Origin of the sequence: Leptolyngbya sp. Cla-17, from assembly GCF_016807185.1 — a bacterium.
Taxonomy (GTDB): domain Bacteria; phylum Cyanobacteriota; class Cyanobacteriia; order Leptolyngbyales; family Leptolyngbyaceae; genus ULC077BIN1.
The window spans coordinates 2,078,627-2,091,998 of sequence record NZ_JAEVYN010000002.1 but is presented as its reverse complement, the minus strand read 5'-3'; the positions used below and the strand labels follow the sequence as shown (position 1 = coordinate 2,091,998).

General features: G+C 45.7%; 7 protein-coding genes and 2 tRNA genes. 4 read left to right on the top strand and 5 right to left on the bottom strand.

Annotation, left to right across the window (positions count from 1 at the left end):
• Positions 1-357: 357 nt before the first annotated feature.
• Together JOY44_RS20535 and JOY44_RS20530 are read right to left on the bottom strand one after the other, a co-directional pair.
• Complete coding sequence (locus tag JOY44_RS20535; RefSeq protein WP_203032073.1) at positions 358-933, bottom strand: methylmalonic aciduria and homocystinuria type D protein; 576 nt, start codon at positions 931-933, stop codon at positions 358-360.
• A gap of 31 nt (positions 934-964) precedes the next feature.
• Positions 965-1,038, bottom strand: a tRNA-Arg gene (locus tag JOY44_RS20530).
• A 35-nt stretch (positions 1,039-1,073) separates the two neighbouring features.
• Between JOY44_RS20530 and moaC the strand changes: the two genes are divergently transcribed.
• Together moaC and JOY44_RS20520 are read left to right on the top strand one after the other, a co-directional pair.
• Positions 1,074-1,589, top strand: a complete 516-nt coding sequence (moaC, locus tag JOY44_RS20525; protein ID WP_171575391.1) for a cyclic pyranopterin monophosphate synthase MoaC — start codon at positions 1,074-1,076, stop codon at positions 1,587-1,589.
• 103 nt (positions 1,590-1,692) lie between these two features.
• Entirely contained in the window at positions 1,693-3,324 is a 1,632-nt protein-coding gene (locus JOY44_RS20520) for an alpha-D-glucose phosphate-specific phosphoglucomutase (RefSeq protein ID WP_171575390.1), read from the top strand.
• 353 nt (positions 3,325-3,677) lie between these two features.
• On the opposite strand, the gene JOY44_RS20515 is transcribed toward JOY44_RS20520, so the two are convergent.
• Together JOY44_RS20515 and JOY44_RS20510 are read right to left on the bottom strand one after the other, a co-directional pair.
• On the bottom strand, positions 3,678-5,069 hold the full coding sequence (locus tag JOY44_RS20515; RefSeq protein WP_197985613.1) for a sensor histidine kinase: 1,392 nt from the start codon (positions 5,067-5,069) through the stop codon (positions 3,678-3,680).
• Between the two features lie 32 nt (positions 5,070-5,101).
• On the bottom strand, positions 5,102-8,695 hold the full coding sequence (locus JOY44_RS20510) for a PAS domain S-box protein (RefSeq protein WP_171575389.1): 3,594 nt from the start codon (positions 8,693-8,695) through the stop codon (positions 5,102-5,104).
• Between the two features lie 506 nt (positions 8,696-9,201).
• On the opposite strand from JOY44_RS20510, the gene JOY44_RS20505 reads away from it, so the two are divergent.
• Positions 9,202-9,516 carry a hypothetical protein gene (locus JOY44_RS20505; RefSeq protein ID WP_171575388.1) on the top strand — a complete coding sequence of 105 codons (315 nt, stop codon included), beginning with the start codon at positions 9,202-9,204 and terminating at the stop codon, positions 9,514-9,516.
• A 180-nt stretch (positions 9,517-9,696) separates the two neighbouring features.
• Positions 9,697-9,770: transfer RNA gene (locus tag JOY44_RS20500), tRNA-Pro, on the top strand.
• 1,165 nt (positions 9,771-10,935) lie between these two features.
• Here JOY44_RS20500 and cas12k read toward each other — a convergent pair.
• A complete protein-coding gene (gene cas12k / locus JOY44_RS20495) occupies positions 10,936-13,230 on the bottom strand; it encodes a type V CRISPR-associated protein Cas12k (RefSeq protein WP_171575387.1) in 2,295 nt (764 codons plus the stop codon).
• Positions 13,231-13,372: the final 142 nt, after the last annotated feature.

Here is a 13,372-nt window from a genome sequence, read left to right as displayed (position 1 = left end):
TCGTAGGTCTCATGATTTATGAGATTTTTTACGATCGCAGCTGCCAAATGCAGCAAACTGTGGCAAAATCACTGCCATGCTTCATCCTTTAGAACACGGACAAATCATTACTAGCCCCGGTTGCCATTTTAGCTACCGAGTCATTGGCGCTTGCTGTCGCCTGTTTGATCGAGAGCAGTTACCCTGGCCCTGCTGTCGGTTGCAGTGGCACAGCAAAGAACCCAGTTGGCGGCGAATTGGACGGCGACTAATTTTAGATATGGCAAGTCGCGCTCATCCAACCTACAGCGTTGAAATGGTGGGTCAAGGTCGCAGCAACCCATCACAGGACTCATCGGAATCAATGATTCTGACTTGTTACTGGGTCAAACTGCCGCAGCCGATGAATGAATGGTGGTATTCCGATCGCCTCAAGCGAGATGTGCTGTTGTCGATTAAGCCACCTGTATCGATTACTCGACTGGCAACCCGCTCTACTACTGTCGGCACTGCCGATGACACCAAAACAGCGGGATAAACTGAATTTCCCCACTCTGGATGTATCAGAATCGAACAGCCATCAATTTCCATCGTGCCATAGCCCAAACAATCTCTGACCACAGCAACATCATCCATGAATCGCCCTGTCTGAGACAAAATTGGCAGACCTGTTTTCGGATCAAACACATCGGCATGATAACCTTGAGCCTGCAATTGAGCCGCGATCGCACCGCCTATCTGCAAAAAGCGATCGCGCAATAAATGCTTTTGCGTTTCTGTGATGGGCGATCGCTCCACCAACCCACACCCCGCATGCTGTAGCACAATCAACACCGATGCAATCGGGCAAGACCAACCCGGAAGGAGTTGGTTGGCATACCGACAAATAAACGGGCTAGGCGGATGAACCGAATAAAGCATCGGATAGGATACTGAATAAAAAGAAGGACGCATTAAAATGCGTCCTCTAACCATATTATTAAAACGGGCGAGGAGGGATTCGAACCCCCGACACCGTGGTTCGTAGCCACGTGCTCTAGTCCACTGAGCTACACACCCTTATCAGCTTTGCTATATTAGCATATTCAATCCAAATGACACAAGAATTTGTTCCCCTTTCTGACTATTCTATTCCGGCGCTGACTCACCTAGATGAGCAGGGACAGGCGCAGATGGTCGATGTTTCTGGCAAGGCTCAAACCATTCGAGAAGCCATCGCGGTTGGGCGAGTGAGAATGCTACCAGAAACCCTCACCGCGATCGCCGCCGGAAACAACCCCAAAGGTGATGTGCTCGGAACGGCACGATTAGCAGGGATTATGGCAGCCAAACAAACCGCTAATCTGATTCCTCTCTGCCATCCCCTGCCGATCCATAAAGTAGACGTTCAGATTACGCCCGACCCCACTCTACCCGGCTACCACATTCAGGCTATCGTCAAAATTAAAGCCGAAACAGGGGTTGAAATGGAAGCCCTCACGGCCGTTGCGATCGCTGCCTTAACGCTTTACGACATGGCAAAAGCCCTAGAAAAATCAATTTGCATCGAAGATATTCACCTACTCAGTAAAACGGGCGGTAAATCCGGCGATTATCGCAAAGAGGAGTAAGGTACGGAGTGCGAGGTACAGGGTATGGGGTACAAAATGTAAAACTCCAAACTTTTTACTCCAAACTTTTAGCTCCGAACTTTTTACCCCGCGCTCTTTTGTCATGATTCAAACTATTTTCACCCAACCTTTTCTCGATCAACAACCAGGGACTTCTGGACTCCGCAAAAAAGTTTCGGTATTTCAGCAGTCACACTATTTAGAGAACTTTGTCCAGTCTATTTTTGACAGCCTGAAAGGTTTTGAAGGAAAAACGTTGGTAGTGGGCGGCGACGGGCGGTATTACAACCGCGTAGCGATTCAAATTATCCTGAAGATGGCGGCGGCAAATGGGTTTGGACGAGTGTTGGTCGGGCATGATGGCATTCTTTCTACCCCTGCCGCTTCCTGCATTATTCGGAAAAATCAGGCGTTTGGCGGCATCATTCTCTCTGCCAGTCACAATATAGGCGGTGTTAAAGGAGACTTTGGCATCAAGTACAACATTGGCAATGGCGGACCCGCACCGGAAAGCGTTACAGAAGCAATTTTTGCCCATAGCCAGACGATTCATACCTATAAAATTTTGACTGCACCAGACGCAGACCTGAGCAAGGTGGGCTTTTCTAAGCTGGGCGACTTGGCGGTAGAAGTGATTGATTCGGTGAATGATTATGCTCAATTGCTGGAGTCGTTGTTCGACTTCGATCGCATCCGAGAACTGCTGACTAACGGACGGTTTCGGTTGTGTATCGATTCGATGCACGCCGTGACCGGAGCCTACGCCCATCGCCTATTTGAGCAGCGACTTGGCGCATCTTTAGGCACGGTGCAAAACGGTGAAAGTTTAGAAGACTTTGGCGGCGGACATCCCGATCCCAACCTGGTCTATGCCCATGACTTAGTGGCACGGCTGTTTGGAGACAATGCCCCCGATTTTGGTGCTGCCTTTGATGGGGATGGCGATCGCAACCTAATTTTGGGTCGCCATTTCTTTGTCACTCCCAGCGACAGCCTGGCTGTGCTTGCCGCCAATGCAACACTGGTGCCTGCCTATCGCACTGGACTGGCAGGAATCGCTCGTTCTATGCCCACCAGTCAAGCGGCGGATCGGGTTGCCGCTCACTTGGGCATTGACTGTTATGAAACTCCTACAGGATGGAAGTATTTTGGTAACTTGCTCGATGATGGCAAGATTACCCTGTGTGGCGAAGAAAGCTTTGGCACTGGATCAAATCACATCCGCGAAAAAGATGGATTGTGGGCGGCATTATTTTGGCTAAATATCCTTGCGGTGCGGCAGCAGTCGATCGCCGAGATCGTCCAGGAACATTGGCACACCTTTGGACGCAACTATTACTCTCGGCATGATTATGAAAACCTGGAAAGCGATCGCGCCCATGCCTTGATGGATAACTTACATGGCATCCTGCCAACTCTCAAGGGTAAGCAGTTTCGCAGTCAGCAGGTTAGCTACTGCGATGACTTCACCTATACCGACCCAGTAGATGGCAGCGTTAGCAGCCATCAAGGTATTCGACTGGGCTTTACCAATGGATCACGGATCATCTTTCGGCTCTCTGGTACTGGCACTCAAGGGGCAACCCTGCGAGTTTATCTGGAACGCTATGAGCAAAATGCTGCCTATCACCAGCTAGATCCTCAGGTAGCTTTAAGAGATTTAATTGACATTGCAGAAGAAGTTGCCCAAATCCGCACCTTCACATCCAGAGCTACTCCAACAGTGGTTACTTGACGGCTAAGATTGCTTAATAGCTAAGATCATGAAACCCTAAGTTCTCTAAAGCTGGCTGCTTGCCTCACACAAGCGCAACGACTGCCCATGTCAGGAAATCAAGCCGACAGATATATCGCCAAATCGCTGGGTCTGTATCGAGGCCTCGGTACTCTGCTACACTTTCCATCGTCATCACCTCACTATCAGCTAAAGCAGGGGCAAATCCTTTCTGTCGAATCGGTTTCCCTGAGTAATTTCCTCCAGCAAGTCCTCTACACAGCAAAAATAGCGTCCATAGTAAACCTATGTCCCACTCGTTCTAGATGGTTTGTACTTCTAGCATCGTTGAGTGGGTCTTTTGTGCAGCGAATTTAGTTGCACATCGCATCCGCCAGATCCATTGGTTGTTGAATTGGAATTTCAATAACAAATTCTGTGCCCTGTGTCGATGCTGAGTGGCAGTGGAGTTTTCCACCATGCTTTTCTACTACAATCTCGTAGCTAATCGACAGTCCCAATCCAGTTCCTTGACCCACAGGTTTAGTGGTAAAAAAAGGATCAAACAGCCTATTTTTCACATTTTCACTGATTCCCATTCCATTGTCAGCAATGCGGACAGTAATCCATTTATCGCCGACAACCTCAGTGCTTATTTGAATTCTGCTGGGTTGTTTGACGCTATCTTCAAACGATCGCTGCTGATTGTATTCTTCCAAAGCATCAATGGCATTAGACAGAATATTCATGAACACCTGGTTGAGTTGTCCTGCATAACACGCAATGGGTGGAAGTTGACCGTATTTTTTAATAATTTCGATCGCAGCGTGTTCCGGTCTAGCCTTCAATCGATGCTGCAAAATCGTCAGCGTACTGTCAATGCCCTCATGGATATCCACAGCTTTGGCACCATTTTCATCTATACGGGAGAAGATGCGCATCGAATTGACAATTTCATGAATGCGTTGTGCCCCAATGGTAATCGAACTGAAAAGCTTTAGTAGATCATCTCGGATGAAATCTAGCTCGATCGCGTCCTGTTCTGCCTGAATCCGAGGGGTTGGATTTGGATACTCAGCTTCATAAAGATTGAGAAGTCCCATAATATTCTCGATATAGTCTTTGGCATGGGTCAGGTTGCCATAAATAAAATTCACCGGGTTGTTGATTTCATGAGCAATCCCAGCCGCCATCTGTCCTAAACCAGACATTTTTTCACACTGAACTAGTTGGATTTGCATTTGTTGCAATTCAGAGTAAGCTTGACCCACTTCCGTAACTTTCTGCTCTAGCAGAGCATTTTTCTGTTCCAGGTTCTCAGCTAGGTCAGAAATTTTTAAGTGCAGCTTGATGCGAGCTAATACTTCCTCTTGTTGAAATGGTTTTGTGATGTAGTCTACGGCTCCAAGTTGAAATCCTTGGACTTTGTTTGCGGTATCTGAAAGCGCAGTCATGAAGATAACTGGAATATCTTTGGTTTCTGGATTTGCCTTGAGTTGGCGGCAGGTTTCAAATCCATCAATTTCTGGCATCATCACATCCAGCAGGATCAAATTGGGTCGGGCATATTTAACCCGTTCCAGAGCAATTCTTCCTGATTTTGCTACCCAGACTTCTAATCCTACTTGGTCAAGTGTGTCTGAGAGGACCCCTAAGTTTGCTGGGTTATCATCAACGATGAGAACGATTGCATTGTGATCACTAGCTAGATTCATAGTTTTTACTTGAATAGAAGCAGCGGCAGTTTGATTAATAGTTAAATTCATAGTTTTATACTTGCAGGTCTAGTGAACGGGACTTACTGATAGGAACGAATGAAAGCGAGAATCTCTTCGTCTTGAAATCCTTTTGCCAGTTGATGCAGCTTTTTGGCAAAGGGACTATATTTTTGATCTGTCTGCTCAAGCAGTGCGATCTGTTTCATAATTCCCTTGAAGTTGCCTTTCATCGCTAATTTATACAGCATTTCTAATTCGGCTGGGGGTGGGGCAATTAGTTCCGTATCGTTTACATCTGAATCGATCGCGAGCTGCTGCTCTTCGTAGATCCATTCCAGTTGCAGATGCTTTTGCAATTTCTGGAGTAACTCCGCTGCCAATACAGGTTTGGGCAGAAAATCATTGCCGCCTGCTTCAATGCTGCGGTACTGATCTGCCTCAAACACGCTGGCAGAGGAAACAACGATGATCAGGTCTTTGAAAGTTTCTGACTCTCGCATACGCTTGATCAGCTCAAAGCCATCCACATCGGGCATCACCAAATCAGTAATCATCAGGTCTGGCTGAACCTCTACCGCTTTGTGCCAGCCCTCCTGCCCACTGACCGCTTCAACAATATCAAAGCCGATCGGACTGAGCAACTTGGAAACCACAGAGCGATTTTCCCATCGGTCATCGACCACTAAAATCTTAGGTCGGCAGCCCTTAATGCCAATAATTTGTCCATGCACATTGGCTTGAGCAGTTTTTACCCACTCTGCCGCCTCAATTAAGTTGACATCAAACCAGAAAATACTGCCAGTCCCAACCTCGCTTTGAACCTGAATCGTGCTGCCCATCAGTTCCACAAGCTCTTGGCTGATTGCTAGTCCCAAACCTGTTCCCTCCGACTGACGTTGAGCATCACTCACCTGCTCAAACGGCTGAAAGATCGCCTGGAGTTTGTCTTGTCGGATGCCAATGCCTGTATCGCGCACTTCAAAGCGAATTTTTCCCTCATCTGCAAAGCTGATGGTGAAGGTGACACTGCCTGCATCGGTGAACTTGATGGCGTTGCTTAACAGGTTAATCAAAACTTGTCGCAGGCGTTTTTCATCCGCCCGAATGCCGATCGGCAGTTCAGCAGCCGATTGATATTGGAATTGAATCCCCTTGAGTTCGGCGCGAATGCGGCACATTTCAGCCACGCCTTGCAGAAAGGCTGGCAGATGAAAATCAGTGGGCATCAATGCCACTTTCTGCGCTTCGATTTTTGACAAATCCAGAATGTCATTAATCAAGGTCAGCAAATGCGATCCGCATTGGTGAATCACTTCAATCCGCGATCGATCTTCTTCATTCAGGGTGTTGGCACGCTGAAGAATTTGAGCATATCCAATCACCCCGTTGAGCGGAGTTCGCAACTCGTGGCTCATGTTGGCAAGAAATTCACTCTTGGCTCGATTCGCTGCTTCTGCCGCTTCTTTGGCTTGAGTAAGCGCCATCTCCGCTTGTTTGCGATCGGTGACATCGCGACAAACTACCATTCCTTTTTTTAACTGATTGGACTCATCTCTCAAGGGTCTGCCATTAATGAGCACCCATCGACCATCGGGTGTTTGGGCATGGCGAACAAACATTTCGACATCCTTAGTGCATCCACCTTGAATAGCTCTTGTCAAAGGCAGTTGATCTGCTGAGAACGGAGTGACTTGATCGGGCAGGAACAAGCCATAGTGCTGCGACCATTCATTCTCACCAACATCCGTTGCACCACTGCCGAACATTTGCTCGGCTGCCGGGTTAAATGCCAGAAACTGCCCTTGTTCATCGGCAACAATAACACCTTCACTCATCGAATGGAGAATGAGTTGCAGTAGGTTGGTTTGCTCTTGTAAGGCTGCTTCGGCGCGTTTGCGATCAGTAATATCGGTTGAAAATCCACAAGTTGCATAAGGAATTCCATCTAGATCTAAGAGGGGAAATTTCAGCGATAGATAGGTATGCAACCCATCATCATGAGGTGCCAGTTCTTCCCATTGCATCGCTGTTCCAGCTGCCAAAACCTTCTGGTCGTTTGCATCAAAGGCTGCCGCTAATTCTTGATCAAATAAGTCGCAATTCCGCTTACCAATGACCTCAGCTTTATTCAGGTGAAACAGGGATTCAAATTTTCGGTTGACAGTAAGCAATCGTCCTTGGGCATCCTTCATGTAGATAACTGCAGGCGAATTATCGAGAATGGCTTGTAGACGTTCTTCACTTTGACGTAACGCGAGTTCGGCTTCTTTGCGATCGCTAATATCCTGGATGATTCCCTGAAACCCTACAACCTCTCCAAGCTCATTCTTGACAGGAGAGACATTACTGGATACCCAGAACCAACTACTATCTTTATGCTTATGCTGAAACTCAAATCCATTTTGTTGCTCACCTGATTCTAAAATCCGTCTGAGAAATGCCAGACAATCTGAGAGGTGATCTGGATGAACGAGGGGTGCAATTGATTGACCTAAAAACTCCGAAGGGTCATACCCTGTCATTGCCTTAAAGCTGGGAGAAATGTAAGTCAGTGTTCCGTCTAATGTAGAAGACCAGATGAGATCGGTGGCATTTTCGACTAAATAGCGGAATTTAGCTTCACTCTTAGCTAATGCTGTTTGGGCCTGTTTGCGCTCGGTACTTTCGAGCACAACGCCACCCGCGCCAATGATCGTGCCACTCTCATCCAACAAGGGGTAATAAGATGCCAGCCAGTGGCGCATCACTCCTGGTTGTTTCGGTGTTTCACCCACTAATTCATAGTCAAGAATCGGGTTGCCCGTGTCTAGAATGTTCTGAAACATGGGTTCCAATACTTCAGCTAGTTGGGGCAGCACCTCCCGAATCGACTTACCAATGTGATCTGCTGCAGGAACCCCATTCGTCTCTGCCAATGCTTCGTTGATATGGACATAGCGAAGTTGGCGATCAAAAATCACTAATCCAGCATTGGCACCAGCAAAAAAGGCATCCAGGCGGACTTTGCTGGTGCGTAACTCAGCAGTGAGTTCTGCTTGCTGGATCGCGATCGCCAAGTGATCCAGAATATCTTGGAGCCATTCCACATCCTCATCGCCCCAGAGGTGCAACTCGCTGAAATTAGTGCAGTGCAATGCTCCTACAACACCAGAATGGGTGTGAATGGGCAAAACAAGCTGGGATTTGATACCCAGGCTACGAAATACCATCGGCAATTTGGGTTGATCTAATGTCTCAACATCGTTGACTCGCAAGATCCCTTGATTGAGAAGTATTTCTGCGATCGATTCTGCGTCTGCTTCTGAATGCCAGCCGAGGCGACTTGGAACGTCAGGTAATTTTGCCTCTTGAATGGTTTCCCAACCGAGAGAATCAGCATGAGGGCGATACCAGGTGAAGTGACAGGATTCAACTTGCAACAGTTCACGGATCGTGGTCACTGCTCCTTGCAAAATCTCATCCAGGTCAAGAGACGTGCGAATTTGGCTAGTAATTTGTCTTTTAAGCTGTTCCCGTTGACGGGTTGCCTGCAATGCCTCCTGTACTTGTTGCAGATCCTGTAACGCTTGTTGAAGTAGGGTGTGGCACTCTTCAACCTGCTGTTCTGGCGTTTCACCCGTGAGAGCCAGCCGTGCATCTGCCTGGGAGTTTTCAGGTTGGAATCGCTTACTCATGGTTGATCCTACACATCAGCTTAAAAATGGGAGCGTCTACTTAAGCGAATGCTGGGATGAGTATTCTTGCTGCCAGCGCTTGCTGTAGAAAGAGTTCCCAAAAAACCGCGAAGGAAACATATCTTAAAAAATATTTTTAAGGTTTAACAACTAGATGGGGATAAAAATATTTTCCTCAAAGCACTCGTTTAAACGACAGGTCAAAATTCAGTTTTTTTTAGTACGGTCCAAACGAGCTGCTCAGGCAATAAATATAAAATCAATGTAATCTTTGAAGAAATGTATCAAAGATTACTTGAATTCGTATAGAAATGTTGCCACTCTATGTATAGAGAAATTGGCTACACATCAAGCCCTGAAGTAATCCCGGAGATTAGTCCTTCCCTTGTGAATAAGTTTTATCAGGACAAAACGATTTGCAGCAGTAACGGCATTAGTTCCCTATGGGTTGTTTATGTTGCAAAGTCCTCTGATTGCTTGTTCCAACTATAGCTAGGAAAACGTAGATGTCAGTCCTTACAATTTCGCCTACCATCGCTATAGAATCTTCGCCTCGCATGATCCCAGAACAACAAATCACTTTGTTCAAGTTCTACATGGATCAGTCTATGCAAGATGGAGTGACCTATGGCCAGGAGCTATATCGGTTAGCAAGACAGTTTGCTGCAAGCGATCGGTTAGAGGCTTATCGGTACGGATGTGAGCTGCTTAAACAAGGTATTCCAACCCTCATCAGTGCCTCGAAACAGCGGTATATCGTATGGACTAGCTTACGGAGCCCCTTCAGCGGTGGAACCGCAATTGCAAATTCAAACTCTTGAATTAGAAAAAAAGGAAACGCACTTCAGCCTAAATGTGGCATTTCATACACCCCTCTTGGTTGGCATTTTGCTTTGCTGGAAATCGCCTAAAATGAACTACTGTGTCAATGATGGTAGGTAGATTCCGGTTTAATTTTTTCGTTGCTGATGTTCCGACTTATGCTATATTCTTAAGTCTGTCGGGGCGTAGCGCAGCTTGGTAGCGCACTACTTTGGGGTAGTAGGGGTCGTGAGTTCGAATCTCGCCGCTCCGATAGGTTGAAACCGCTCATGTACAGTCCAGAGATATTTGTCAGTTTTTCAGACTTATTTGTCAGAACTGACGGATTCTCTGGACTGTTGCCATTTGAGGAGGTCTACTTTCTTGAAAAGCCAGTTTTTTATGGCTCTTGCCAAAAAATAATAGTGTTGACAATCTAACTCTTCAGGATGCAAGTTTTGTACAACATCCTGATGCACATAATCTGAGATATGTAACCCCAAAGTAGTGCGCCTTTTTATCCGCCAAGAGTGCTAGGGTTGCCTGCCCAAAAATCGCAAGTAAGCGAATTAGACATGAAAAATTAAGAATATATCTTTCTACATTAATATTCTTTCAACCTCCCCTAACCGGAGAGAACATGCTTGTCAGCCAAGTTCCCAATGGCATAGGTAAACTTTTTAACCACCGATAGCCAGAGAGCCTATGGAGACTTTAAAGTTCGCATGGATCATCCCCGGTTCATTTCCTTTCTAACCACCGATAGCCAGAGAGCCTATGGAGACGAGGTGCGATCGCCCACAAGACCAAAAGCCTTAGATCTTTCTAACCACCGATAGCCAGAGAGCCTATGGAGACCCCGGCTGCTCAAACCCTTGTCCTGACTAAGTTCCTCAGATGATTTTGGCAAAGTCCTTAAATTCCTTCGGGTAGCAATGGTTTTTACCCTCAATGACTAACTTCTTTGTGCCACGTCCTTGCCTGAATTAGCAGACTAGCAAAGGTTTGAGCAATTCTGGCAAACCTCCCAGGGATTCCGACCCCGCTTCGGTTTGTCAGGTGAAGGATTGGCGGATACTCATTGGAATTCCTTTGAGCGTAATCGGTAGTTGCCTTTGGATATATCCCTACCCTTATTTCTAAGAGATTTACACTTTTTGCGTGGGGGCGACCTACATTACACTAATAGAACAGCAGTTCGTTCGTATAACTTAATCCCTAACCTCAACGCCTATCTCAAAATGAGATGCTTGTCCTGACTAGGCAGCTTCGGGTGCAGACAAACTCCGCAAGGAGTATTACTACCAGGGTCGAAAAGAAACCACCTTACGGTGGTAAACCCACCCATTTCTTCCGTATCAGAGGTTCCTTCAAACATGACCGGAGGCGCTATTCTTTACAAGAATATTACATTTTCAAGGTTCGGAACAAGGACACTTTTACGTCCCTACGTCTTTATGAGCCTGATGGGTTGACCAGACAATCTGCATAGCCTTTTCTTTGAAGTTTCCCTTAAACTGCTGTTGTCCCAATTCAATTGGAACTCCAATTTTGCCCGCTCGCTCTTCAATGCATTGAGTTAGCCTTTTGTAAGACCATCTGTGAAGGTTGATTTTGTACTGTTCTTCGTACTCCTGCTGTTTAGCTCTATCTTTTGGATCCCTTTCCTCTGCCTTGGCTTCAAGCTTGCTCTGAAGACTTTCTTTCAAACCTGTTAAATTTGGCAAAACAACTCTGCCAGCCTTGAACTCTTGAGCAACCTCCACGATCGCTTTTGCTATCAAACGATCAATGTATTTACCCTCGTTTGATTCTGATAGGTTGCTGACCTTCCCTCTTTTCTGTTGCTTATGACGCTCATTAGCGTTTCGTCCTTGCCGGAGGCGATAGGCAGCCAGCTTCTTATAATCTCTGCCTAATAATTGCCGAATGCTTCTATATGTAATAGCTTTGTGAGCCGAGCAATCAACCACTGCCACAGTCGCGACTTGTTCAATACTGAAGCAGACACCTACAATAATATTGGGGTTCCCCTTATAAGAAGGTTTAGAGGGTCGCGGATAAGGATTATCGAGGGCTGCTAGCTGCCCTTTTGTCTTCTTGAGATCTTTCTGCTGATTTTCTGTAAGCTCTTGGCTATCTTTCTGCGCCGTTTCGTAGTTATTAATTTTTCTGTTAACCTTCGCAATCTCTTCTGCTCTCACTAATTCAGCTCTTTCAGCAGTTAAGCATCTCTGATCAAATGTACATTTCAAGTACGGTTGAAATGTAGAAATATCATCTTTTGTTGATTGCCGCCAGATTAAAGCAGCAGATTGAAATGCAAATAACGTGATTGGATATTTTTTCTTATCTGAACTATAGATTTGCCAATCACTTAAAAAAGTTTGAAACTCTTGAAGCTGACGACGATCGCAATAAATTTCAAAAACATATTCTTTTCCTAATTCATACTTCTTCAGGTCTAGCTTCTTGAGCTTTTCCTCTAATTGCTGTTTCAAATATTTTTTTGATTCTTCGAGTTTGACAGAAATACGTTCCTTAAATTCTTGAGTGACCTTGTTTCTAGATCTAACGATTTTCCACTCCACCTCATCCAGGTTCAGGTCTAACTCTAATAATTGCTCTTCTATCTGTTTTTCTATTTGTTTTTTAGACTGCTCCTTTAAATAGGTAGTGAGTCCTCTAAATTTGACAAAAACACGCTCCTGAACATCTTTAGTGGCTGGATTCCTGCGCTTGATCAGGTGCCACTCTACATCGTCCCCACTATAAAGTAGGACGGGATAGGGCAGTGGTTTTGGTTTCCTTTGAAGTTCAGCTAGCTGTGCTACAAATTCAGCGTTGTCTAAAGTGACTACTTGCAATCCATCAGATAGTGCTTTTAAGGCTTTTTCACCTAAATCCCTAACTTCAGGCATTCGGGCAGTCAGTTGTTTCTCTATGCGCTCAGCTTTCTTATGCTTCTTCCTACAGGTATCGGAAAATTTCTTTGAATCTTCTGGCTTAGTCGCAACTTTGCAACCATTTTTAAGTAAATGAACGATCGCACATCGGTCAAAAAGACTACCGTCAGTCTCAACTAACGAAAAATAAACCTTAAATAATTCGTTGGTTAAGCTACGGCTTGACTCCGTACTTTCATTGCACGTATGACCACCTTCATTATCTGTATGAGCTGCGTGATTTGTGGCAGAGTTTGAAAGGTGATTAATACCGTCCGTAGATTGCTTTGCTTCTTTCAGTTGTGATCTAATCTCAGAAGCAATTTGGGTCGCTCTTGACTGAATTTCTTCTAACTCACACTTACTTATTTCAACCAGTTCGTGATCGCTTTTGATAATGCCAAGCCAGCGGTTAAGTCCATTCAATCTATTTAGAAGCTTCTTCTGTGTTTTGAACCAGCCAGCGTAAGTATTTTGAATCCTCAGCCAAGCAGAACGATTAAACCGCTCTGGCATTTGTTTGTAGGGAGCCTGACTTCTTTCTAGATTCCAAAGATCTTTTAACACTCCAGCAGGAATACTGCCATTGTTTCTCCAGGTTTCAAATTCAGGGTGCTGGCTAATCTGGTCATTTAGCACTTTGCCTAGCTGAGTACTTGCTATGGACAACTGTAGAAGCATTTGTCTTGCACTTTCGCTTGCAACTGCGATCGGCTCAACATTGTTTTTATTAGCAGGAAACCATTCGCTTGGAATGAGTCGGGCTTCAATCGTTTTAAGAGTTTGCATCTCTACACCTCCGCTATCACAGTCATTGGGCTTTCCCCGTCCTTGCTTGAAAGCCAATCCAGCCAGATTAAGAAATAACCGTTGTATCTCCCATGAGTTCGAGTTGGGTGAGCTGGGTTAAACAGGCGTAACTTCATTAGCA